Here is a 21,647-nt window from a genome sequence, read left to right as displayed (position 1 = left end):
ATGCTTTGCATCGTGCCGCTGGCCGCTGGTGCATTCGATACATCGGCCAAGGCCGCCTATGTGCTGGATCAGACCACCGGCACTGTATTGCTCTCCAAGAACGCAGATGAGCCTCTGCCGCCGGCATCGATGTCGAAACTGATGACGCTCTATGTCGCGTTCGAGGCCGTCCGCGACGGGCGCCTGACACTGGATGAACGCCTGCCGGTGTCTTCTCATGCCATGAGCTACAAGGGCTCGACCATGTTTCTGGACACCAACGACCGGGTGCGTGTCGAGGATCTGCTGCGCGGCATCATCGTGTTGTCGGGCAATGACGCCTGTGCAGTCATTGCCGAGGCGCTCAGCCCCGATGGAACCGAGCCGGGCTTTGCCCGCTACATGACCGAACGCGCGCAGCAAATCGGCATGACAAACTCCAGCTTCACCAATTCGAACGGCTGGCCACAGGCAGGTCACCGCATGTCGGTGCATGATCTCGCCGTGCTGGCAAACCGCCTGATCACCGACTTCCCCGAGTTCTACCCGCTGTTTGCCGAGCGCGAGTTCGCCTTCGACGGGCGCGCGCCGTCCAACATCCGCAACCGCAATCCGCTGCTCAATCTCGATATCGGGGCTGACGGGCTCAAGACCGGTCATACGCAAGAGGCTGGCTATGGTCTTGTCGGCTCGGCCAAACAGGGTGATCGCCGGGTGATCTTCGTGATATCGGGGCTCGAAAGCGAAGCGCGTCGTGCAGAGGAGGCCGAGGCCATTGTTAACTGGTCGTTTCGTCAATTTGCCGAAAAAACCATCGCCAAAGCCGGATCGCCCGTCACGCAAGCCGACGTCTGGATGGGCGGACAGCCCACGGTAGGGCTGGTGCCCGCCAGAGACCTGACGATCCTGTTGCCGGTGCTGAGCGGCAGGAAGCTTACGGCCGAAGTGGTTTACACCGGCCCGATCAAGGCTCCGATCGCCGAGGGCCAGGAACTTGCCGAACTGGTGATTTCACCCGAGGGCCTGCCGGAAACACGTCTGCCCCTGGTGGCTGGTCACGCAGTGGGCAACGGTGGGTTCCTGGTCCGCGTCAAGACCGCTGCGCAATACCTGATCACGCAGTTCCTCAACGGTCCTCCGACGGAGGCAATGTGAGCGATCCGCAGCCCGGTAGCGGCACATTTCTGACTTTTGAAGGCATCGACGGGTCCGGCAAGTCCACGCAGGCAAGTCTGTTGGCGGACAGGCTACGGGCAAACGGGCGCGACGTTGTTCTCACCCGCGAACCCGGCGGCTCGACCGGCGCCGAGGAAATCCGGCGCCTTGTGCTCGAAGGCGATCCCGACCGCTGGTCGGCGGAAACCGAGATCCTGCTGTTCACCGCAGCCCGCCGCGACCATATGGAACGCACTATCCTGCCGGCCCTTGCGGCAGGAAAAGTCGTGATCTGTGATCGGTTTGCCGACAGCACCCGAATGTACCAAGGACTGTCGCGCGGCGACCTGCGTGGATTGGTCGATGCGCTCCACGATCTGATGATCGGACGCGAGCCTGACATCACGGTGCTGATCGACATGGACCCCGAGATCGGGTTGCAACGCGCACTGGCGCGCCAGGGCAGCGAAGAGCGGTTCGAGGATTTCGGCCCCGAACTCCAGCAACAGATGCGCGCCGGGTTCCTCGCGCTTGCCCATGATTTCGCCGACCGTTTCCGTGTCATCGACGGCAACCGCCCGGTTGAGGCCGTGGCCGACGACGTATTCGCAATCGCTGCCCCGGCGCTGACATGAACGATGCCCCCCCTCCTGCCGATCAGGCCCCGGGCGCGCCACATCCGCGCGACTGCCCACGGCTGATCGGGCAGGACGCAGCAGAAGCGGCGTTTCTCGAGGCCTTTGCCGCCGATCGCCTGCATCATGCATGGCTTCTGACCGGTCCGCGCGGCGTCGGCAAGGCGACGCTTGCCTGGCGCATTGCGCGCTTCCTGCTGGCGACCCCATCCGCAGGAAACGACGGTCTCTTTGATGCTCCGCCGCCGCCCGGGTCGCTTGATATCGACCCAGAGCATCCGGTTGCACGGCGCATGCTGGCGGGTGGCGAGCCTGGGCTTGTTTCGATCACCCGCAGCGTCAACGAGAAGACCAACCGTATACGGGATGCCATCGTCGTGGACGATATCCGCAAACTCAATCGGTTCTTCGGCCTCTCGGCGACCGATGGCGGGCGGCGGGTGGTCATCGTCGACACTGCCGACGACATGAATATCTCCGCCGCCAACGCGCTACTCAAGATGCTCGAAGAGCCGCCCGCACGCACGACACTGCTGCTGATCTCGCACCAACCGTCGGCCCTGCTGCCCACGATCCGCTCTCGCTGCCGGACCCTGCGACTGTCTCCGCTCAACCCGGCCGACATGCAGGTCGCGCTGTCCCAAACCGGCGCGGAAATACCGACCGACCCGGATCTGGCAACGCACCTAGCAGCCCTTGCCTCGGGCTCGGTAGGGGCGGCCCTGCGCCTGATATCACTTGACGGTCTGCGCCTTTATGCGGAGGTGGTCGCAATCCTGAATTCGCTACCCAAACTCGACCGGCAACGCGCGCTGGCCCTCGCTGAAACCGCCGCGCAACGTGGGGCGGCGGAGCGGTACGAACTGCTGCTGATCCTGATCGACATTGCCCTCGCCCGGCTTGCGCGGACCGGTGCAACCGGCACCCCGCCAGCGCCAGAGGCCGCCCCGAACGAGGCACAAGTTCTTTCCCGCCTCGCAGCCGATGCCCGAAGAGGGCGGGCCTGGGCTGAAATCGCGGCCTCCATCACCAGCCGCTCGCGGCACGGGCAGGCAGTCAACCTTGACCCTGCCGCGCTTGTCCTAGATACGGTTTTCAAAATGCAGGAAACCGCAGCGGGCTAGGCCCGGACCAAGGGCCATGACACACACACTCCAGATCACCGACAGCCATTGCCACCTCGATTTCCCTGATTTTGAGGGGCAGCTTGATGATATCGTCGCCAATGCCGCGGCAGCAGGTGTCACACGCATGGTGACCATCTGCACCAAGCTTGCCAACGAACCCACAGTTCGCGCCATTGCCGAAGCCCATGCGCCAGTGTTCTACGCCGCAGGCACCCACCCGATGAGCGCGGCACGGGAACCTCTGGTCACTGTCGACGATCTCACCGCGCTGGCCCGACACCCGAAATTCGTCGGCATCGGCGAAACCGGGCTTGATTATCATTACACCGCCGACAGCGCCCGGATACAACAGGACAGCCTGCGCATCCATATCGCCGCCGCCCGCGACACCGGTCTGCCGCTGATCATCCATGCCCGCGCGGCGGATGACGACATGGCCGAAATCCTCACCGAAGAGTTTCGGAACGGTGCCTACAGCTGTGTGATGCACTGCTTTTCCTCCTCCGCAGATCTCGCCCGCGCGGCGCTTGACCTTGGTTTTTATCTGTCCATGTCCGGCATTGCCGCCTTTCCCAAGAGCCAGGAATTGCGCGAGATATTCGCTGCCGCCCCGCTCGACCGGATATTGGTAGAGACTGATGCGCCCTACCTCGCGCCGCCGCCGTACCGGGGCAGGAGAAACGAACCGGCCTACACGGCCCATACCGCGCGCAAAGGGGCCGAAGTCTTTGGCCTCGACTACGCCGAGTTCGCCGCCCGGACAGAGGAGAACTTCGACCGTCTGTTCGCCAAGGCCGCTCGCTGCGAGGCCGCCGCCTGATGGAAGACCTTCGTTTCACCATCCTTGGCTGCGGATCCTCGGGTGGCGTCCCCCGGCTGGGTGGCCACTGGGGCGATTGCGACCCGACCAACCCGAAGAACAGGCGCCGCCGCTGCTCGATGCTGGTCGAGCGCGATGGCCCGGATGGGACGACCTCGGTCCTGATCGACACCTCTCCCGACCTGCGCAGCCAGCTTCTCGACACCAATACCGGTCGATTGGACGGCGTGGTTTACACCCACTCCCATGCAGATCATGTGCACGGTATCGACGATTTGCGAATGATCGTCTTCAACATGCGCACGCGGCTTCCGGTCTGGGCAGATGGCGACACCCAGAACGCGTTATTGTCCCGCTTCGGCTATGCTTTCGCGCAACCCGAAGGCTCCCCCTATCCGCCGATCCTCGAGATGAAAACCATCGACGGTCGGTTTGAAATCGACGGCGCCGGCGGCCCCATTCCGTTCTTGCCGTTCCGCGTCGGGCACGGCTCGATCGACTCGCTGGGGTTTCGCATCGGCCGCGTGGCCTATCTCCCGGATGTCGCCAAGATCTATGACGAGTCCTGGGATGTGCTTCAGGGACTCGATTGCTGGATCGTCGACGCGCTCCGCCGCGCGCCGCACCCCACCCATACCCACCTGGAACAGACCCTGGGCTGGATCGGGCGCGTGCGCGCCAAACAGGCAGTCCTGACCAACATGCATATCGACATGGATTACGACACGGTCATGGCCGAAACGCCCGAGAACGTCATCGCCGCCTATGATGGGCTGACCCTCCGGTTCCCATTGTGACCGCCCTGCATTTCATCTTTGCCAAAATACTCCCGCCGGAGGCATCCAACCTCGCCCACAGACAAGCCGGCCGCGCATGTTCCAGACGCTGATTACCGTCATCCTGCCGGTCTTTCTGGTCATCGGTGCAGGCTATCTGACAACCCGGCATCGCTATTTCTCGATCGATCAGATGGAGGCGCTGATGCGGTTCGCGCAGGGGTTTGCGATCCCTTGCTTGCTGTTTCGTGCCATCGCGACGCTGGATCTCTCCGCAGGCTTTGATCCGAGCCTGCTGATCAGCTTTTACAGCGGGGCAACCATCTGCTTCCTGCTCGGCGTTTACGGCGCGCGGTTCATTTTCAAACGGGACTGGGAAGACTGCATCGCCATCGGCTTTTGCTGTCTCTTCTCGAACTCGGTTCTGCTCGGCCTTCCCATCACCGAACGGGCCTACGGTACGGAGAACCTCGCCGGGAACTACGCGATCATCGCCTTTCACGCCCCTTTCTGCTACGGGCTCGGCATCACCGCGATGGAGATCGTCTCCAATCGCGGCGGCCGTACAATCGATGCGGCCCGCGCCACGCTGACGGCGATGTTCAAGAACGTGCTGATCCTCGGCATTGCACTTGGCTTCCTGTTCAACCTCAGCGGCCTGACCATTCCCGACGTGGCCGATGACGCCCTGTCGATCATCACCCGCTCCGCCCTGCCCTGCGCTCTCTTTGCTCTCGGCGGTCTCCTGGTACAATACCGCCCCGAAGGCGACCTGCGCACCATTGCCTATGTTTGCATCATCGCGTTGATGATCCACCCGGCGCTGGTCTGGCTGTTGGGTCGGGCGTTCTCGCTGCCTCAGGATCTCTTCCGCTCGGGCGTGCTGAACGCGGCCATGGCTCCGGGGGTCAATGCCTATATCTTCGCCAACATGTATGGCCGGGCCAAGCGGGTGGCGGCGTCTTCGGTGCTGATCGCGACCGGCACCTCGCTGCTCAGCATCTGGATGTGGCTGACGCTGCTGGGCTAGCGCCGGCCTGCAACCCGCCATGCCCTGACCGCAATGCGATTGCCACCTTCGCCCTTCCCCATCGCCCGCCAACTTGCCATAATGCCCCAAAACAACAATAGAGCAGCGGTATGAACGATCTCCTGACGCCCTCGGGCCCATCCGACTACGACGCCTCCTCGATCGAGGTGCTCGAAGGTCTGGAACCGGTCCGCAAACGCCCCGGAATGTACATCGGCGGCACCGACGAACGCGCGCTGCATCACCTTGTCGCCGAAGTGCTCGACAACTCGATGGACGAAGCGGTCGCGGGGCACGCCAACCGGATCGAAGTCGAACTGCACGAGGACTATGCCGTGACCATCCGCGACAACGGCCGCGGCATCCCCATCGACCCGCACCCGAAATTCCCCGACAAGTCCGCGCTCGAAGTCATTCTCTGCACCCTGCACGCGGGCGGCAAATTCTCGGGCAAGGCCTATGAAACCTCCGGCGGCCTGCACGGGGTTGGCGCGTCGGTCGTCAATGCACTGTCGGATTCCATGGTCGTGCAGGTCGCCCGCAACAAGGAACTTTACGAACAGCGCTTTTCGCGCGGTGTCCCGCTTGACCCGATCGCAAAGATCGGCAGCGCCCCCAACCGGCGCGGCACCACCGTCACCTTTCACGCCGATGCCGAGATATTCGGCCACCACAAATTCAAACCCGCCCGGCTGTTCAAATCCATCCGCTCCAAGGCCTACCTGTTCTCGGGCGTCGAAATCCGCTGGAAATCCGCCATCGACGATGGCGAGACCCCGACTGAGGCCAGTTTTCACTTTCCCGGTGGCCTCTCGGACTATTTGACCGAAACGCTGGGCAGCGCGTCGGTCTATGCCGAAAAACCCTTTGCAGGCACCGTCGAATTCCGCGAGAAATTCAACGCGGCGGGCAAGGTCGAATGGGCGATCAACTGGACACCCTCGCGCGATGGGTTCATTCAATCCTACTGTAACACCGTGCCCACACCCGAGGGCGGCACCCATGTTGCCGGCTTCTGGGCCGCGATCCTCAAGGGGATCAAGGCCTATGGCGAGTTGGTCAACAACAAGAAGGCCACCCAGATCACCCGCGATGACCTGATCACCGGCGGCTGTGCGCTGGTCTCCTGTTTTATCAGCGAACCGGAATTCGTCGGCCAGACCAAGGATCGTCTCGCCACGGTCGAGGCACAGCGGCTGGTGGAAAACTCGGTCCGCGACCATTTTGACAACTGGCTGGCGGCCGATACCAAATCTGCCGGCGCGATTCTCGATTTCGTCGTGCTGCGCGCCGAGGAACGCCTGCGCCGCCGTCAGGAAAAGGAAACCCAACGCAAGAGCGCAACCAAGAAACTGCGCCTGCCCGGCAAGCTGACGGATTGTTCCTCAAATACCCGCGAGGGCACCGAACTGTTTATCGTCGAAGGCGATTCTGCGGGTGGCTCGGCCAAGATGGCGCGCAACCGCAAGACCCAGGCGCTGCTGCCTCTGCGCGGCAAGATCCTGAACGTGCTGGGGGCAGCCAGTTCCAAGCTCGGCTCCAACGCGGAAATCAACGACCTGACTCAGGCGCTTGGCGTCGGGCTGGGCAGCCGGTTCAACGTCGACGATCTGCGCTATGACAAGATCATCATCATGACCGACGCCGATGTGGACGGTGCCCATATCGCAGCACTCCTGATGACCTTCTTCTTTACCCAGATGCGCCCGATGATCGACACCGGCCACCTCTACCTCGCCTGCCCGCCGCTGTTCCGCCTGACCCAGGGGGCCAAACGCGTCTATTGCACTGACGAGGACGAACGCGACGTGTGGCTGGAAAAAGGTCTCGGCGGCAAGGGCAAGATCGACGTGTCCCGCTTCAAGGGTCTGGGTGAAATGGACGCCAAGGACCTGAAGGAAACCACCATGGACCCGGCGTCCCGCAAGCTGATCCGGGTGACGATTGACGAGGACGAGCCGGGAGAGACCGGAGATCTGGTGGAACGCCTGATGGGCAAGAAGCCGGAACTGCGGTTCCAGTATATTCAGGAGAATGCGCGGTTTGTGGAGGAGTTGGATGTTTAGGGAAAGTATCCCAAATTACAGACTATCCTTCTTAAACTGGCAATTTATAAAACCCTTCCTTTCCGGGAAAACCGCACAAGCAATGCCTTTAATACCGATTATTGGCTATGTCGTTCTGTTTAATGATACTATTGCACGGCATTTGAACTTTGAGGAGATAACAGATGGCAGCGGGACGCTTTTCATAGGTTCGCAAACTAGAATTCAACTAATTTACTTCGGTCTTGTCTTTCTTGGGGCGGCCTCTTTTTGGTTTAGATGCAGCTGTCCTAGCACAATCAAAATTGCATCTGATGAGTACGAGTACCGCGACTTTGCATTTTTAAAATATTCTATCCGAGAGTTTTTCACCATCTATCTGATGATAGAGGGAAAATCAGGCTTCGGTAAGTACGACGACACAAGTTTCGACCGTGACAATCTCTCAGATTTCGTTGACTCTGCAATGGATGGGTCGATGACAGCCGTGGCCACTATGTCAGATGAAGAAATCTTTTTCGCTCTCAAGAACATCCGTAATCGCGATAAGGCTACAGCGGTTCATAGTGAGATGCTTTCCGCGGTATTAGATAGATTTTATTTGATAGAGAATATCCGATATCCGGTCCAAGTTACTGCATTGTCCATTTTTCTCGCAATCTCATCAATTTGTCTTCTGTTACCTTCGGTTGATGTGTTCGTATCCGTCCTGTTTCATATTGTTTCTGCTCTATAGCTCCCGCCCGGGACCCCGTCCCGGGCCGCGCCCGACCTCCCCCACGGGGAGGGCGCGGCTCTCATGTTGCTCTCGGGTTAGATACAAACTGAAATCTTGCGTCCCGCGTTTTGCACCGTACACTCCGCCGGATGGCTTTTGTTCTGGATCATCAACTGGCTCTGCTGTTCGCCTGCTTTGTCGCGGGCTGTATCGGCGTGGCGATGATCTTTCGCCGGCCCGCCGGATCAAAGGCATGGAGACTGGCCGATCTGCTCTGGGTCGTGCTGGGCGGCATCGGTGGGGTGACCGCCGTTCTGGCCGGGATCTACAAATCCGACAGTTCCCTGCTCGACCGGCAAATCGACATCGCCTATGCGCTTACGGATGCGTTTGACCGCGACGCTGCGCGCTTCCGGTTGCGCTATTGCGAGACCGGAAGCGATGCCGACCTGCGGATCCTCTGTGACAAGGTCGAGTTTCTGTCGGCCTCCACCGCCGGTAATGCCGACCTGCCGTTGTTTCTCGCGATCACCGAATCCAGCGGAACGCTGCGGGCCTTGCCACTGTTCTCGAACCAGACCGTGCCAGACCGGATGAGCGACACCGATGCCTTTGGCGAGGCGGCGTTTCTCGCGTTTGTCGCACTGGATGACACCACCCGCCCGGCGCTGGCCAGTCTGCGCACGGAGCAGCCCGAAATCGCCGCCGATTTCCAGATCCTCGCCAGCACCTATGACGAGTTGATCGCCCAGATCCGCAGGCTGATCGCGGAATGGGAGTTTCTCCGGGCCAGCGCCGCCATCCTTGTCTTGCAGACGCTCGCGCTCTGCCTCGTTTCCTTCGCGGCACCGTTCCGACTCGGCAAGTCCGTGGCAGAACTGAGATGAAACCTCTCCGCGTATTCTTGTCCCTGTGCGCCGCAGCACTGCTTGCCACGGCCACCGCCGCCCAGCCGGTCGATTGGGCCAACATCAATGGCTGGGACGTCGCCTATTACCCCGGCTCCAAAGGCTGTCAGGCGTTTGCGTTGTTTGACGAAGAGACCGCCTTTTTCATCGGGTATGATGGCAAGGGCGAAAAGCCTGCGCTCGATGTCACGGTGCTGAACACCAGCTGGGACATGATCGAGCATGGCGAGGAATACCCGGTGCGCCTGCGCTTTGGTGATCAGGCCGCGTGGACGCTGAACATGGATGGTGTGGTTCTGAACGGCTTTCCCGGCCTGCACATCCTGATCGATGCGGGAACCTCCTCTGCTCAACAGTTCACCCGCGAATTCAAACGCGAACGCATCATGGCCTGGCGCCGGGCCGACCAGACGCTGGGGCGGTTTCCGCTGACGGGATCGAACAACGCCTTCAAGGCCGTGCACAATTGCCACGCGTTCCACCGCGAGGCGCGGGCCGTGCGGGCAAAGACATCGCGTGTGCGTAGCCCCAAGACAGACGATCCTTTCGCAAACTGAACCCGGTGCAACAGGACCAACGTGCAATGGACGCCCACCGCGCAAGGCATGATAGTCGAGGGTGGAGGTCGCCCCGGATGAAAACCCATCTCGTCACCCTCGCCCTGACGGGCGCGCTGGTCATGGCCCAGAGTGGTTCGGCGCAAACGAACGCGCGCTGTAACACGGACCCGATGCTGGTTTTCGACGCATCGGGGTCGATGGCGGAGATGGGCCACAATGGCATCGACTCACTGCGGATCATCGATGCCCGCGCCGCCCTGCACGCCGCCTTGCCGCAAATCACCCCGCTGCGCGATGTCGGGCTGATCACCTACGGACCGGGTGGCGACGACGACTCCTGCAGCCACGTTGCCTTGCGCCGCGCCCCTGCCCCGGATGCCTCCGCAGAAATTCTCGCCGAGATCGACGGGATCGAGCCGGACGGCAACACCGCCTTGACCCGGGCGGTGGGCGATGCCGCGCGGGTACTCGGCGCGCCCGGCCAAGCGGGGGTTGTCGTGCTGATCAGTGACGGCAACGAGACCTGCGGCGGCGCGCCCTGCCAATTGGCCGCCGAACTTGCCGCCACCGCGCCATCGCTGGTCGTGCATGTGATCGGGTTCAAGGTGAGCGGCAAGTTCTTTGGCTGGGAAGGTGGCGATTGCAATCCGGTTTTCGAGGTGCCCGCAAGCCCGGCACGTTGTCTCGCCGATCGCACTGGCGGGCTCTATGTCTCGACCGAAACCGTCGATGATCTGGTTCAGGCCCTGAAGCAGACGCTGGGCTGCCCGCTGTTCAGCGATGCAGGCCAAGCGCATTGGCGGGGCTGAATTCCCCTGCGGTCAAAATGCCTTGAAGGTCATCGTCGTCAGGGACCGTTCGATCCCCGGAATATCCAACAGGTGATCGTTGATGTACTTTCCGACGTCTTCGCTTTCCGGAATGTAAAGCTTCATCAAGAGGTCGAAATCGCCGCTGGTAGAGTAGAGCTCGGAGTGGATTTCCCGCAAGGCAATTTCTTCGGCTACCTTATAGGTGGTTCCGGGTTTGCAACGGATTTGGATGTAGAGACAGGTAGACATGGGCGGCCCTTGCTTGATGATGCCGGCAGGCTGGCACGGGGCGCGGACGGGCGCAATCCCCCTTGTATGGACCCCGGCCAGCGTACCGGCCGGGGCCGGGTCTTCAGGTGCAGCGGAACTGATATGTTCCCGTCGTGCGGAACGTGCCATCGGCCTGCTTCACGGTGCGAAGCCGTCCGATGAATATCAACCGTGGCGGGCAATTGCGCGGGCAGGCGAATGCGGCGAGCGCCATTGCGTTCTGGCGGGCCTTGCCGATCGAATCGACGGGGTTGGGATCATCGCCAATGGCCGTCACCGTGAAAATGTCACCGCAATTGGTCTGTCCATCACCGCCGCCCCCGTTGCCGCCTCCGTTGCCGGCGCCGTCACCATCGCCGTTCTTGTAGCAAGGGCACTTCTTGCCATCCCCCTGTGCGGCGTCGTCGATCCGCAGCACCACGATGATCACTGCGATCAGAGTGGCCGACAGGTCAGGGCGGGTACGAATGATCAGTACCAGGATGATCAGGATCAGGATCTTGATTGTCCCCGGTCCACCATAGTCAATCGCCTCGATCGGCACACCCAGATCCGACAGGCATTCGGCATAGGTGGTGCGATCCCGCCCGACCCAGGGGCGCGACGCGATCAGGCGGCCCAGCTCTGCCACCTGCTCCGGCGGCTGGCTGAGCAATTCCATACCGATTTCAAGGTCGTTCTGGTGGGGCAACACGGCAACACCCGCCGCAGCGTCCCGACAGAACCCATCGGTCAGATCCGCAAAGGCATGAATAGCCGGCGCGACCTGTTTCGCAAGCTCGGTCACCGAGCCAACCGGCACGTCCTTGACCGGTGGCTGCGCCAGCGCATCGACCGATGCCGCGATCAGTGCCGAGAGCCGCAAAGCCTCGGTTGACACCGCGACACCGCGATCATAGGGGAACACAATGCTTGTCAGACCTGACGAAAATCGCCGGGAGTTCTGGGCAAAAAAGGTCAAATTCCGGGGGAATGGTCATATCTGTCTTGGAGGTCATCTTTCAATTTCCTTATTAAATAGTTCACTTGGAAAACCAGAGGCGAGTAATTTCGCTTCTGTACTTCCCGTACGTGTGCATCCGGTATTTGGATCAATTTTTCAAAGGGCCGTTTGATCGGTGACGCCTTTACCTGACCGGCCCAGCATCTATAAGGGCCGGGCAACCGGCAGCGAGGACCAAGGATGCGAAACGCGACCGTCACCCGTAAAACAGCCGAGACCGATATCTCGGTCACCGTCGATCTGGATGGCTCGGGAAGCTATGACAATCAAACCGGTGTCGGATTTTTCGATCACATGCTGGACCAGCTCGCCCGGCACTCGCTGATCGACATGACGATACGCGCCAAGGGGGATTATCACATCGACGATCACCACACGGTCGAGGATGTCGGGATTGCCCTCGGTCAGGCGCTGGCCGAGGCGCTTGGCGACAAGCGCGGGATCCGGCGTTATGGTGCCTGTCTTCTGCCGATGGATGACGCGCTGGTCCGCACAGCGCTGGATCTTTCGGCGCGCCCATACCTGGTGTGGAATGTCGATCTGCCCACGGCCAAGATCGGCAGCTTCGACACCGAACTGGTGCGCGAGTTCTTTCAGGCGCTTTCCACGCATGGCGGTATCACGTTGCACGTCGCTTCCTTGCACGGCCTGAACAGCCACCACATCGCCGAGGCCGCTTTCAAATCCGTCGCCCGCGCCCTGCGCGAGGCGGTCGAGGTTGACGCCCGCAAGGCGGACGCGGTGCCATCGACCAAGGGCGCGCTCTAGGCCCCCGATGGCAGCGCCTGCGGGCGCGGCCCCACCCTGCGCAACAGCCACTCGGCCACCAGCAGGTTGGGCACCCAGCACATCCACGCCACCACCATGTACCCGGTGTCAAACCCGAGCGTTCCAGTGAGAACCGGCAGGTATAGACGCAGCGTCACTGCCGCCCAGGTCAACGCCGCCGACCGGATCATCCATTTTCGATGCGACAGGAAATTGCGTTGGCGCGCTTGCCAGATTCCGATTGTAGTCGTTGCCAACCACAGGACCGCCAAGAGGAAAAAGCCGGTCTGTCCAACGACGCCGCCCCCCGCATTCGGCGCGATCATGAGCCCGGACACACCGCCAAGAAGGATCGCCACGCCATAGGTTCGTCCAAGCCAACGATGCAGGCGCGGTCGGGACTGTCGCAACCGGCTGCTGAACTGGACAGGCACCAGCGCCAGAGCGAGCGGAGAGATCAGGATATGCACATAAAGAAGCAACGGCGATCGAACGAACTGGTGCCACATATGCTCAAGCCCGATCTCCTGCGGCAACAGCGGAAACCGCACAGAGGCGAGCGCGACGGAGAGTGACAGAAACCAGAACAGACCCTGGCGCATCCATCGGACATATGACATGGAACTCTCCCGAAAACTCGAATTTGACACTGTCAAGATAAGCTCAAACTTGACAGTGTCAACCATGGCTGAGTAACTACATCTCAAATGACTGACCTGAAACAGAAAAAGCCACATCATCACGGGGATCTCCGCAATGCGCTGATCCGCGCCGGGATCGACATTCTGGAGGAAAGCGGTCTTGAGTCGCTTACCCTTCGCAAATGCGCCGCCCGCGCGGGTGTTTCGCATGCCGCCCCGGCACATCACTTTGACGGGCTCGCCGGCCTGAAGGCCGCGATTGCCGAAGAAGGATATCGCGTGTTCCGCAACTACATGCTGGATGCGCGGATGATCGGCCCTGACACGCCCCATGCCCGGCTGCGCAGCATCTGTCGCGGCTACGTCAGCTTTGCCGTCGACAACCCGGCCCTGTTTGAACTGGTGTTCAGCTTTGATGCACAGGCATCCGAGCAACATGGCCTGAACAGGGATGGTTCCGCATCTTATCAGGTGCTGCGCGAAACCTGTGCGCCCTTTGTTGCCGCGGGTCAGGACCCGACCCCGGTTGAGCTTCAGGTCTGGTCGCTCATCCACGGGTTCACGGTTCTCTATCTCGCCGGCCGGTTCGGACCGGTGGACCGGGATCTTCGTCAATTCGGACCTTACGAGGAGGTCATGGCGATTCTTGATGCCCTGCCCCTCGCGCCACAGGCTTGACCCCGTACTGAATTCACGACAGGTGAAACGCAAGAGGCACCAGTGACAAGGACCGCAAAATGCTGACAGCGATCGTCGACTACGAGAGCGGCAACCTGCATTCCGCCGAAAAGGCGTTTCAACGCATGGCGCGCGAGGGTGATGCCGGGACGGTCGTGGTGACCTCGGACGCGGAAGTCGTCGCGCGCGCCGACCGCGTGGTGTTGCCCGGAGATGGCGCGTTTCCGGCCTGCGCCGCCGCATTGCGCGGCCATTCCGGCCTGTTTGACGCGATGGTCGAAGCGGTGGAGGTGCGCGGCCGACCGTTCCTTGGCATCTGCGTCGGCATGCAGCTCATGGCGAGTTGGGGCCGCGAATACGAAGACACGCGCGGGCTTGGCTGGATCGAAGGCGAAGTCGTGAAAATCGCGCCCGCAGACCCTGCACTGAAAGTGCCCCATATGGGTTGGAATGATCTCGTGATCGACGCCCAGCACCCGGTGTTTGAAGGCGCCACCACAGGCGAACATGCCTATTTCGTGCATTCCTACCAGTTTCATGTCACGGACCCGGCGGAGAGGTTGGCGCATGTCGATTATGGCGGCGACGTCACCGCCGTGATCGGCAAGGGCACCATGCTGGGCATGCAGTTCCACCCGGAAAAGAGCCAGGCCACCGGGCTCCGCCTGATCGCCAATTTCCTGCGCTGGACACCGTAGGCGTTCGACTCAGTTGACCCGGCTCCATGTCTGTTTGGAACAGATCAGACCGCCCGCAACGCAGCCACGCAGCGCCAGAGAATTGCCGTTTAGGTCCATCTTGCCGATGTAGATCTTGTCGTTCGAAGGCCGCCAGACCTTGCCCGCATAGGACCCATCACCAGCCGGCACCATGTCGATCACAAGTGTCTTGCCAATGTTGGGAGACGCGTATTCGCCATCGGTGTTGAATGTGCGGGCAATCACCCCGCAAACCGCTGCACCGCACATACTCAGATCGACATGGGCGTAGGCACCATCGTCAGCTTCGGTTTTCCAGGTGCCTTCCGCAGGATCGGCCAACGCCGCCCCCGCCAGGCCAAGCGCGATCGCCGTGCTCAGGAACAGTTTCTTCATCTCGTCATCCTCCGCTTTGCGGTCACTCTGGGGCACCGCGCGCGCGTCTGGCAAGACTGACCTCGGGTCGCGTTGCATTCCCGCCCCACGCCGTGCCATATCCCGCCGACATCACACCGAAAGGCCGCGACATGATCCTCTATCCCGCAATTGACCTCAAAGACGGACAAGCCGTGCGGCTGCTGCGCGGAGAGATGGACAAGGCCACCGTGTTCAATGACGATCCGACCGCACAGGCGCGCGCCTTTGTCGAGGCGGGTTGCGAATGGCTGCATCTCGTGGACCTGAACGGGGCATTTGCGGGCACGCCGGTCAATGCCGCCCCGGTCGAGGCGATTCTCGCGGCCTGCGATATCCCGGCGCAATTGGGCGGCGGTATCCGCGATATGGCCACCATCGAGGGATGGTTGACCAAGGGGCTTTCCCGCGTGATCCTGGGAACGGTCGCCGTTGAAAACCCCGATCTTGTGCGTGACGCCGCGCGGGAGTTTCCCGGTCACGTCGCCGTCGGCATCGACGCACGTAACGGGATGGTGGCGACAAAGGGCTGGGCCGAGGAAACCGATGTGCAGGTCACCGATCTGGCCCGCTCGTTTGAAGACGCGGGCGTTGCCGCGATCGTCTATACCGACATCAACCGCGATGGCGCGATGCAGGGGCCGAACATCGACGCCACCGCCGCCCTCGCCCATGCGGTGTCAATTCCGGTCATCGCCTCCGGCGGCGTCAGTTCTCTGGAAGACCTGATCGCCCTGCGCGACTGTGGCGCGCAATTGAACGGCGCCATCTCGGGCCGTGCGCTCTATGACGGAGCGCTTGACCTGAAACAGGCGCTAACGGTCTTGCGCGGTTGATCTACTCACCCGCAGCCTTTGCGGTCAGCTTGCCCAACGCGCCCTGCATCTTGCCAATGGCGGGCAGGTCGGCGGCGACATCAAGATCATCCAGCATGTCCTGCGGGTCTTCATAGGCCAGCCAGACCTGGCCGTCGCCATCCGCATAAGCCAGTACCTTGAGCGGCAGGAACAACCCTGCCAGCGGGTCGGCCTGCATCACCGGCGTACCCAGCTTGGGATTGCCGAAAATCAGAACCTGGGCATCGTCCAGTTCCATCTCGACTTTCTGCGCCCCGGCAGCGTGATCGACGCGGGCAAACACCGTCGCTCCGGCCCCTTCGACGGCCGCCTGCAGCGCGTCCATCGCCGCGTTTACCGTCTTGTCAGTCTTGACCCGCACCAAGTCATCCGCCACCGCCTGCCCTGCACCCGTCACGGCAAGTGCCGCTGCCAGAATGATATGTCCACGCATTTCGATCCCCCTTTTTGGATGGTCCTTACGCTTGCATGTCTTCACGACAGGACGCAATGGTCCAATCACATATCTGGTATCGGCGCGGCTTTGCCATTAGGACATGGGCCAAAAGGATCGGACATGCTCAAGACCCGCATCATACCCTGTCTCGACGTCGCCGATGGCCGCGTGGTCAAGGGGGTCAATTTCGTCGATCTCGTCGATGCCGGCGACCCCGTCGAATCGGCCCGTGCCTATGACGCTGCGGGTGCTGACGAATTGTGTTTCCTGGACATCCACGCCACCCACGAAAACCGGGGCACCATGTTCGACGTGGTCCGGCGCACCGCGGAACAATGCTATATTCCGCTGACTGTCGGCGGTGGCGTGCGCAGCCGGGAGGATGTGCGCGATCTGCTTCTGGCGGGCGCGGATAAGGTCAGCTTCAATTCCGCCGCTGTGGCCCGCCCTGATGTGGTGGCCGAAGCGGCGGACCAGTTTGGCAGCCAATGCATTGTCGTCGCCATAGACGCCAAGACCGTCAGCCCCGGCAAATGGGAGATCTTCACCCATGGGGGGCGCAAACCTACCGGTATCGACGCGGTGGCGTTTGCCCGCACCGTCACTGCCAAGGGGGCGGGCGAGATCCTTTTGACCAGCATGGACCGCGATGGCACCCGCGCCGGCTTCAACCTGCCACTGACCCGCGCAATCTCTGACGCGGTCGATGTGCCGGTGATTGCCTCCGGCGGGGTTGGGACACTTGATCATCTCGTCGAAGGCGTGACCCAAGGCGGTGCGAGCGCCGTGCTCGCCGCCTCGATTTTTCACTTTGGCGACTATACCATTCGCGAGGCCAAGCAGCACATGGCCGCCGCAGGCATTCCCATGAGGATAGCATGACCGTTCTGAGCGATCTCGCCGCCACCATTTCCGCCCGCAAAGGGGCTGACCCGGACAGCAGTTGGACGGCAAAGCTGTTGGCAAAGGGGCCGGAGAAATGCGCCGAGAAGTTCGGTGAAGAGGCCATAGAAGCCATCATCGAAGCGATCAAAGGCGACCAAAGCGCCCTCGCCAGCGAGGCGGCGGATGTTCTCTTTCACCTGCTGGTGATGCTGGAGTCACGCGATGTCGCGTTCGATGACGTGCTGGCGGAGCTGGCTCGCCGTCAAGGCACCAGCGGGATTGCAGAAAAAGCGTCGAGACCGTCGAAGTAGCCTCACCCGCCGTGCCCAGTAGCCACGGTTCATCGGCAAGAAAATGGCCATTGCAGGAATGCCCGCAATGGCCAGATCGTATTCAGGTTCTGATCGGGTCGTCAGATCAGAAGCGGTATGCCGCCTTGACGTAGATCGAGTTCAGGTCGACGTCGCCACCGGTCGCACCGGCGCCGCTGAACGTCTGGTACATGTATTCCGCACCGACGGTCCAGTTGTCGCCAACGCGCCAGTCGTATCCGAGACCGACGACATAGCTGTCCGAATCAAAGTCGAGAACGTTGTCGACGCTGTCGAAATCCGCATAGGCGAAACCGGCGCTGCCGTAGAGCATTCCGTTGCCCAGTTCGTAGCCGGCGATCAGTTTCAGGCGTGCGACGGCGTCAAGCGACGTGGTGTTGCCGGTGGCCGCATCGGTCACGGAAATGTCCGTAAAGTCGTACTGGAATTCCGGTCCGAGATACCAGCCATTTCCGAGCGACCAGAGGTAACCAGCGGTGATACCGCCAATCACGTTGTCTTCGTCGAAATTGCTGATGGTGTTGGAGTCGATGTTGAAGTCGCTGAAGGCATAGCCCAGCTGACCACCAAGATAGAAACCTTCCCAGAAAGGCGCTTCGACAACCGGTGCCACGATCACCGGATCGACCGGTGCGGGTGCTGTGTTGCCGGCAACCGCAACTCCTGCGGCGGTGGAAAGCAACATCGCGAGTGCTGTGGTTCTAATCATATCTGTTTGCTCCTAGAGAGTAGCGATTGTTCTAACATATAACCGATCCGAAGACCTTCTTCGTAAATCCCGGGTCGATTTAGAAGCCGTACATATGCCGATGCAGGGCTTATACAAGCTCGACTTCCGGACCGCAAATAGCATGTGTCATTTTTGACGCACCGAGTGGCGATTTCCAGCCGACCGCTCATGAAACAAGTCAATTCTCGATCAGATTTGGTTGTCAAATCCGACGAACACACAGCACCGCTGAACGCTCACCGGAGCGGCCTCAAGTATCGGCCATTTATCAACTACGGCGTTGATGGTGGCCTTTTTTGATCGACGATTTCCGCAACCGCTCTCGCCCAGTTTCTTGCGCGCATGGGCATCGTAGGCGCAGAACCCGCCGATCTGGGGCAGCGCGCTCAGTCAGGCGTTCAGGCGATCTTGGTGTTAACGTGCATGGCGCCGCCAACGACTCAGATTACGGCCCTTTCGATGATCGGGCGGTTCGCAAGGATGCGCTCGTATTTGAACGGGCTCAGGTCCAGCGCACGGTATTCGCCATAGGTCAGCCATTCGGCTGTCCCCCGCCCCATTGCCGGGGATTGCTGCAAGCCGTGACCGGAAAACCCGTTCTGAAAGATGAAATTCGACAGCTCCGGGTGCGGTCCGATGATTGCGTTGTGATCAAAGGTGTTCATGGCGTAATGCCCGGCCCATTCCGATTGCACCTTGATCGCTTCGAACTGCGGAATGCGACTCGCGAGGATTGGCCAGACATGGTTTTCCCAGAATGCGTAGTCCATGGTGAAATCGTCGTAAGCCACGGCCGGATCGATGTCGGAATGGCCGCCGCACTGGTAGGTGCCGCCACCGCTTTCGCGTACGTGGATACCCGACGGATCGATCGTCAGCGGCAGGTCCCGGTCCAGCGGCTTGTCTGCCTTGAAGACCCAGGAATAACGCTTGCGCGGCTCGACGGGCACATCGATGCCCGCCATCCGGGCGGTGGCCGCCGCGCGCGGGCCCGAGGCATTGACCAACTGACCACAGGCGATCACCTCGCCCGATTTCAACGTGACACTTTCAACCAGGGTACCGGCGGCGTTACGGTTGATCGCGACGACCTCGTTCTCGACGTATTCGATGCCACGTTCCCGCGACTGGCGACGCCACCAATCAAACACGGTCGCACCATCCCAATATCCCTCGTCCACAAGGTTGATCGAGCCCAGAACGATGTCATCTACATTGTAGAACGGGTAAGCGGCCTTGATTTGCTCCGGACCCATCAGCTGCGTCGCGGCCCCCGCCGCCAGCTGCACCTTCTGGTTCTGGCGCAGCACGTCGGCGAAAGACTCGCTGTCGGCCAGGTACATGTACCCGAACGACCGGATCGACAGATCCGGCACCCGTGCGTCGCCACCCATGTAGCTGCGGAGATTCTTGACAAATTCGGCGGCGAACTGGCTGATCCGCACATTCAACTCGGCCGAGAATTGCTGGCGCATGCAGCTGTTGGTATGCGCAGTCGAGCAGTATTCGTAGGTCGTGTCGCGCTCGACCACCAGAACCTTGCCGTTGAAGTCTTTGTTCTCGCTCAGAAACCACGCCGTGGACGCCCCCATGATGGCCCCACCCACGATGACCACGTCATAGAATGCGCGCGCTGGTGCTTCGGTCTTTCCGGCCATCACACGACCTCCCCTTTTCTGACTGCGATCTGAACCGTTGATATGTCTTCCTGGCTCAGCCCATAGTCACGCGCGGCGGTTTCGGCGGAGATATAGCCACGGGCAAGATCCCTCTTTACCAGCGCGGTGTCACGCTCGGACGGATCACCGTAGCCAGCGCCGCCGGGGAAGGCCATGACCACCTTGCGCCCGTGCGGTACGAACTGCTTGCCCTTGACGCGCATCGGCGTTCCGTCGTCCTGCGCGATGGTGGTGGGGGCGCCGTCAAGCCCGCCGCGACTGCCCCGCGCCGGGTGGTCGCCACGGTCGAACATCGCCTGGATGTCGAACTCGTGCCCCTCCATCGCCCCGACCTCCATGTATTGCCCAAGTCCGCCGCGCGTCTTGCCCGCGCCGCCACTGTCCGGGCGCAACTCCTTGCGCCAGATAATGACCGGGCCGGCATGTTCGGTTGCCTCGATCGGCATGGTCATGACGCCCGACGGAAAGGCCGTCGCGTTCAGCCCGTCGAACTCGGGTCGCGCGCCTGAGCCGCCCGAATTGAATGTCAGCACCTCGGACCGCCGCGCATGCGCCGGGGCCGGTGCATCCGTACGCGGCCGCAGCGAAACCTGGAAATTGCACAGGCAGCCTGCCCCCTCAGCAGGCACAAGGCCCGGCACGATCTTGTCAAAGGCGTTGAAGACCGTATCGGGCACGAAATGACCAACGATATGGCGCAACGCGACGGGTGCCGGGTGCAGCGCATTGACGATGGTATTCTCCGGCGCTTCGATCTCGAACGGCAGCAAGGACGCGTGATTGTTCGGGATTTCGGGCGCAATCGCCACCTTGAGCGCATAGCAGGCATATGCCTTTGTGTAGACCAGCGGGCAATTGATGCCCTTCTTGTCCACCATCGACGTGCCCGCGAAATCCGAGATGATCCGGTCTTCCTTCACAGTGATCCTGACCTTCAGCGTGATCGGCACGTCAAAGCCGTCCACTGTCATCTCGCCCGAGGCCGACGTCCGAGGCAGTGCCGCGATCCGTTCCAGCGTCGCGCGGCGTGAGTTTTCAAGAATGAACTCGGCTATGCCCTGCAGATCATCCAGATCAAACTCCGTCATCATCTCGACCAAACGGCGATGGCCAATCTCGTTGCAGGTGGTCAGCGCATACATGTCGCCGATCAGCTGATCGGGTTCGCGCACGTTGCCACGCACGATGCGGACAAGGGTTTCATCCACGTCGCCCCGTTCCGCGAACTTCATGATCGGTAGGTACAGCCCCTCTTCATACACGCTTGCCGCGTCGGCCCCGAACCCACGGCCGCCGATGTCGACAATGTGGGCGGTACAGGCAAAGAAGCCGACCAGCACACCCTTGTGGAACGAGGGCGTGACCATGGTGATGTCGTGCAGGTGCCCGGTGCCCTCCCAAGGGTCGTTTGTGACATAGACGTCACCCTCATACATGTTCTGCCGCCCGATCCGGCGAATGAAGTGCGCCACCGCATCGGCCATGGCGTTGACGTGCCCTGGCGTTCCCGTCACCGCCTGCGCCAGCATCCTGCCTTGCGTGTCATAGACCCCAGCCGACAGATCGCCGGCCTCGCGAACGCTCGTCGAAAAGGCCGTGCGCACCAGCGCCTGTGCCTGTTCCTCGACAACAGAGATCAATCTGTTCCACATCACCTGATAGGAAACCCTGGACTGTTCTTTGGCCATGGC

Annotated in this window: 25 protein-coding genes; 17 read left to right on the top strand and 8 right to left on the bottom strand. The window is 61.3% G+C overall.

The genetic code is table 11. The features are described from left to right. The 11 genes from QO231_RS13815 (at window position 1) to QO231_RS13765 (ending at window position 10,562) form a co-directional block, all read left to right on the top strand. On the top strand, window positions 1-1,134 hold the full coding sequence (locus QO231_RS13815) for a D-alanyl-D-alanine carboxypeptidase family protein (protein ID WP_316777399.1): 1,134 nt from the start codon (window positions 1-3) through the stop codon (window positions 1,132-1,134). Then, window positions 1,131-1,769 carry a dTMP kinase gene (gene tmk / locus QO231_RS13810; RefSeq protein WP_316777346.1) on the top strand — a complete coding sequence of 213 codons (639 nt, stop codon included), beginning with the start codon at window positions 1,131-1,133 and terminating at the stop codon, window positions 1,767-1,769. Before QO231_RS13815 ends, tmk begins: the two co-directional genes overlap by 4 nt. After that, window positions 1,766-2,893 carry a DNA polymerase III subunit delta' gene (locus tag QO231_RS13805; RefSeq protein WP_316777341.1) on the top strand — a complete coding sequence of 376 codons (1,128 nt, stop codon included), beginning with the start codon at window positions 1,766-1,768 and terminating at the stop codon, window positions 2,891-2,893. The genes tmk and QO231_RS13805 overlap by 4 nt, the downstream gene beginning before the upstream one ends. 16 nt (window positions 2,894-2,909) lie before the next feature. Continuing rightward, window positions 2,910-3,716, top strand: coding sequence for a TatD family hydrolase (locus tag QO231_RS13800; RefSeq protein WP_316777338.1), 807 nt, complete (start codon window positions 2,910-2,912; stop codon window positions 3,714-3,716). Further along, complete coding sequence (locus QO231_RS13795) at window positions 3,716-4,513, top strand: MBL fold metallo-hydrolase (RefSeq protein ID WP_316777335.1); 798 nt, start codon at window positions 3,716-3,718, stop codon at window positions 4,511-4,513. The genes QO231_RS13800 and QO231_RS13795 overlap by 1 nt, the downstream gene beginning before the upstream one ends. 76 nt (window positions 4,514-4,589) lie before the next feature. Next, window positions 4,590-5,522: an AEC family transporter gene (locus QO231_RS13790; RefSeq protein WP_316777333.1), complete on the top strand. Its 933-nt coding sequence runs from the start codon at window positions 4,590-4,592 to the stop codon at window positions 5,520-5,522. A 110-nt stretch (window positions 5,523-5,632) separates the two neighbouring features. Continuing rightward, on the top strand, window positions 5,633-7,588 hold the full coding sequence (gene parE, locus QO231_RS13785) for a DNA topoisomerase IV subunit B (RefSeq protein ID WP_316777330.1): 1,956 nt from the start codon (window positions 5,633-5,635) through the stop codon (window positions 7,586-7,588). Then, the gene (locus tag QO231_RS13780) at window positions 7,581-8,303 is read left to right on the top strand and encodes a hypothetical protein (RefSeq protein WP_316777328.1); all 723 of its coding nucleotides are present in this window, start codon (window positions 7,581-7,583) and stop codon (window positions 8,301-8,303) included. The genes parE and QO231_RS13780 overlap by 8 nt, the downstream gene beginning before the upstream one ends. Window positions 8,304-8,434: 131 nt before the next feature. Continuing rightward, a complete protein-coding gene (locus QO231_RS13775) occupies window positions 8,435-9,172 on the top strand; it encodes a hypothetical protein (RefSeq protein WP_316777327.1) in 738 nt (245 codons plus the stop codon). Further along, a complete protein-coding gene (locus tag QO231_RS13770) occupies window positions 9,169-9,750 on the top strand; it encodes a hypothetical protein (protein ID WP_316777325.1) in 582 nt (193 codons plus the stop codon). Before QO231_RS13775 ends, QO231_RS13770 begins: the two co-directional genes overlap by 4 nt. A 77-nt stretch (window positions 9,751-9,827) precedes the next feature. Next, a complete protein-coding gene (locus QO231_RS13765; RefSeq protein WP_316777323.1) occupies window positions 9,828-10,562 on the top strand; it encodes a vWA domain-containing protein in 735 nt (244 codons plus the stop codon). A 12-nt stretch (window positions 10,563-10,574) separates the two neighbouring features. Here the strand turns inward: QO231_RS13765 and QO231_RS13760 are convergent, their stop codons facing one another. Next, entirely contained in the window at window positions 10,575-10,814 is a 240-nt protein-coding gene (locus QO231_RS13760; RefSeq protein ID WP_316777321.1) for an Lrp/AsnC ligand binding domain-containing protein, read from the bottom strand. A gap of 103 nt (window positions 10,815-10,917) precedes the next feature. Further along, on the bottom strand, window positions 10,918-11,742 hold the full coding sequence (locus QO231_RS13755) for a hypothetical protein (RefSeq protein WP_316777318.1): 825 nt from the start codon (window positions 11,740-11,742) through the stop codon (window positions 10,918-10,920). Window positions 11,743-12,018: 276 nt separating this feature from the next. Between QO231_RS13755 and hisB the strand changes: the two genes are divergently transcribed. Continuing rightward, the gene (hisB, locus tag QO231_RS13750; protein WP_316777314.1) at window positions 12,019-12,606 is read left to right on the top strand and encodes an imidazoleglycerol-phosphate dehydratase HisB; all 588 of its coding nucleotides are present in this window, start codon (window positions 12,019-12,021) and stop codon (window positions 12,604-12,606) included. Here the strand turns inward: hisB and QO231_RS13745 are convergent. Next, window positions 12,603-13,226, bottom strand: a complete 624-nt coding sequence (locus QO231_RS13745; protein WP_316777311.1) for a DUF2306 domain-containing protein — start codon at window positions 13,224-13,226, stop codon at window positions 12,603-12,605. The genes hisB and QO231_RS13745 overlap by 4 nt on opposite strands. An 87-nt stretch (window positions 13,227-13,313) precedes the next feature. Between QO231_RS13745 and QO231_RS13740 the strand changes: the two genes are divergently transcribed. Together QO231_RS13740 and hisH are read left to right on the top strand one after the other, a co-directional pair. Continuing rightward, on the top strand, window positions 13,314-13,925 hold the full coding sequence (locus QO231_RS13740; protein ID WP_316777308.1) for a TetR/AcrR family transcriptional regulator: 612 nt from the start codon (window positions 13,314-13,316) through the stop codon (window positions 13,923-13,925). Between the two features lie 59 nt (window positions 13,926-13,984). Next, complete coding sequence (gene hisH / locus QO231_RS13735) at window positions 13,985-14,623, top strand: imidazole glycerol phosphate synthase subunit HisH (RefSeq protein WP_316777306.1); 639 nt, start codon at window positions 13,985-13,987, stop codon at window positions 14,621-14,623. A gap of 9 nt (window positions 14,624-14,632) precedes the next feature. Here the strand turns inward: hisH and QO231_RS13730 are convergent, their stop codons facing one another. Next, a complete protein-coding gene (locus tag QO231_RS13730) occupies window positions 14,633-15,019 on the bottom strand; it encodes a DUF2147 domain-containing protein (RefSeq protein WP_316777303.1) in 387 nt (128 codons plus the stop codon). Between the two features lie 131 nt (window positions 15,020-15,150). Between QO231_RS13730 and hisA the strand changes: the two genes are divergently transcribed. Continuing rightward, on the top strand, window positions 15,151-15,873 hold the full coding sequence (hisA, locus tag QO231_RS13725; protein WP_316777300.1) for a 1-(5-phosphoribosyl)-5-[(5-phosphoribosylamino)methylideneamino]imidazole-4-carboxamide isomerase: 723 nt from the start codon (window positions 15,151-15,153) through the stop codon (window positions 15,871-15,873). 1 nt (window position 15,874) lies between these two features. On the opposite strand, the gene QO231_RS13720 is transcribed toward hisA, so the two are convergent. After that, window positions 15,875-16,327 (bottom strand): DUF302 domain-containing protein, encoded by a 453-nt coding sequence (locus tag QO231_RS13720; RefSeq protein WP_316777297.1) that lies wholly within the window; start codon window positions 16,325-16,327, stop codon window positions 15,875-15,877. Window positions 16,328-16,450: 123 nt separating this feature from the next. On the opposite strand from QO231_RS13720, the gene hisF reads away from it, so the two are divergent. Together hisF and QO231_RS13710 are read left to right on the top strand one after the other, a co-directional pair. Next, window positions 16,451-17,212 carry an imidazole glycerol phosphate synthase subunit HisF gene (gene hisF, locus QO231_RS13715; RefSeq protein WP_316777295.1) on the top strand — a complete coding sequence of 254 codons (762 nt, stop codon included), beginning with the start codon at window positions 16,451-16,453 and terminating at the stop codon, window positions 17,210-17,212. Further along, complete coding sequence (locus QO231_RS13710) at window positions 17,209-17,526, top strand: phosphoribosyl-ATP diphosphatase (RefSeq protein WP_316777292.1); 318 nt, start codon at window positions 17,209-17,211, stop codon at window positions 17,524-17,526. Before hisF ends, QO231_RS13710 begins: the two co-directional genes overlap by 4 nt. 106 nt (window positions 17,527-17,632) lie before the next feature. Here the strand turns inward: QO231_RS13710 and QO231_RS13705 are convergent, their stop codons facing one another. The 3 genes from QO231_RS13705 to QO231_RS13695 all read right to left on the bottom strand — a co-directional run bounded on the left by QO231_RS13705 (window position 17,633) and on the right by QO231_RS13695 (window position 21,644). Next, on the bottom strand, window positions 17,633-18,256 hold the full coding sequence (locus QO231_RS13705) for an outer membrane protein (RefSeq protein WP_316777289.1): 624 nt from the start codon (window positions 18,254-18,256) through the stop codon (window positions 17,633-17,635). 461 nt (window positions 18,257-18,717) lie between these two features. Then, entirely contained in the window at window positions 18,718-19,935 is a 1,218-nt protein-coding gene (locus tag QO231_RS13700; RefSeq protein WP_316777287.1) for an NAD(P)/FAD-dependent oxidoreductase, read from the bottom strand. After that, entirely contained in the window at window positions 19,935-21,644 is a 1,710-nt protein-coding gene (locus QO231_RS13695) for a hydantoinase B/oxoprolinase family protein (RefSeq protein WP_316777284.1), read from the bottom strand. The genes QO231_RS13700 and QO231_RS13695 overlap by 1 nt, the downstream gene beginning before the upstream one ends. Window positions 21,645-21,647: the final 3 nt, after the last annotated feature.

It is taken from the genome of Sedimentitalea todarodis, from assembly GCF_032595355.1.
GTDB classification, from domain to species: Bacteria; Pseudomonadota; Alphaproteobacteria; order Rhodobacterales; family Rhodobacteraceae; genus Sedimentitalea; species Sedimentitalea todarodis.
Note: the sequence above shows the minus strand (reverse complement) of the source record. Positions and strands in the feature narration are given on the sequence as shown.

What these genes read in the sequence shown, in the direction of transcription:
- QO231_RS13815 (WP_316777399.1), top strand. Translation starts at nt 1, where the DNA reads ATGCTTTGCATCGTGCCGCTGGCCGCTGGTGCATTCGATACATCGGCC.
- QO231_RS13805 (WP_316777341.1), top strand. Translation starts at nt 1,766, where the DNA reads ATGAACGATGCCCCCCCTCCTGCCGATCAGGCCCCGGGCGCGCCACAT.
- QO231_RS13800 (WP_316777338.1), top strand. Translation starts at nt 2,910, where the DNA reads ATGACACACACACTCCAGATCACCGACAGCCATTGCCACCTCGATTTC.
- QO231_RS13795 (WP_316777335.1), top strand. Translation starts at nt 3,716, where the DNA reads ATGGAAGACCTTCGTTTCACCATCCTTGGCTGCGGATCCTCGGGTGGC.
- QO231_RS13790 (WP_316777333.1), top strand. Translation starts at nt 4,590, where the DNA reads ATGTTCCAGACGCTGATTACCGTCATCCTGCCGGTCTTTCTGGTCATC.
- parE (WP_316777330.1), top strand. Translation starts at nt 5,633, where the DNA reads ATGAACGATCTCCTGACGCCCTCGGGCCCATCCGACTACGACGCCTCC.
- QO231_RS13780 (WP_316777328.1), top strand. Translation starts at nt 7,581, where the DNA reads ATGTTTAGGGAAAGTATCCCAAATTACAGACTATCCTTCTTAAACTGG.
- QO231_RS13775 (WP_316777327.1), top strand. Translation starts at nt 8,435, where the DNA reads ATGGCTTTTGTTCTGGATCATCAACTGGCTCTGCTGTTCGCCTGCTTT.
- QO231_RS13770 (WP_316777325.1), top strand. Translation starts at nt 9,169, where the DNA reads ATGAAACCTCTCCGCGTATTCTTGTCCCTGTGCGCCGCAGCACTGCTT.
- QO231_RS13765 (WP_316777323.1), top strand. Translation starts at nt 9,828, where the DNA reads ATGAAAACCCATCTCGTCACCCTCGCCCTGACGGGCGCGCTGGTCATG.
- QO231_RS13760 (WP_316777321.1), bottom strand. Translation starts at nt 10,814, where the DNA reads ATGTCTACCTGTCTCTACATCCAAATCCGTTGCAAACCCGGAACCACC.
- hisB (WP_316777314.1), top strand. Translation starts at nt 12,019, where the DNA reads ATGCGAAACGCGACCGTCACCCGTAAAACAGCCGAGACCGATATCTCG.
- QO231_RS13745 (WP_316777311.1), bottom strand. Translation starts at nt 13,226, where the DNA reads ATGTCATATGTCCGATGGATGCGCCAGGGTCTGTTCTGGTTTCTGTCA.
- QO231_RS13740 (WP_316777308.1), top strand. Translation starts at nt 13,314, where the DNA reads ATGACTGACCTGAAACAGAAAAAGCCACATCATCACGGGGATCTCCGC.
- hisH (WP_316777306.1), top strand. Translation starts at nt 13,985, where the DNA reads ATGCTGACAGCGATCGTCGACTACGAGAGCGGCAACCTGCATTCCGCC.
- QO231_RS13730 (WP_316777303.1), bottom strand. Translation starts at nt 15,019, where the DNA reads ATGAAGAAACTGTTCCTGAGCACGGCGATCGCGCTTGGCCTGGCGGGG.
- hisA (WP_316777300.1), top strand. Translation starts at nt 15,151, where the DNA reads ATGATCCTCTATCCCGCAATTGACCTCAAAGACGGACAAGCCGTGCGG.
- QO231_RS13720 (WP_316777297.1), bottom strand. Translation starts at nt 16,327, where the DNA reads ATGCGTGGACATATCATTCTGGCAGCGGCACTTGCCGTGACGGGTGCA.
- hisF (WP_316777295.1), top strand. Translation starts at nt 16,451, where the DNA reads ATGCTCAAGACCCGCATCATACCCTGTCTCGACGTCGCCGATGGCCGC.
- QO231_RS13710 (WP_316777292.1), top strand. Translation starts at nt 17,209, where the DNA reads ATGACCGTTCTGAGCGATCTCGCCGCCACCATTTCCGCCCGCAAAGGG.
- QO231_RS13705 (WP_316777289.1), bottom strand. Translation starts at nt 18,256, where the DNA reads ATGATTAGAACCACAGCACTCGCGATGTTGCTTTCCACCGCCGCAGGA.
- QO231_RS13700 (WP_316777287.1), bottom strand. Translation starts at nt 19,935, where the DNA reads ATGGCCGGAAAGACCGAAGCACCAGCGCGCGCATTCTATGACGTGGTC.
- QO231_RS13695 (WP_316777284.1), bottom strand. Translation starts at nt 21,644, where the DNA reads ATGGCCAAAGAACAGTCCAGGGTTTCCTATCAGGTGATGTGGAACAGA.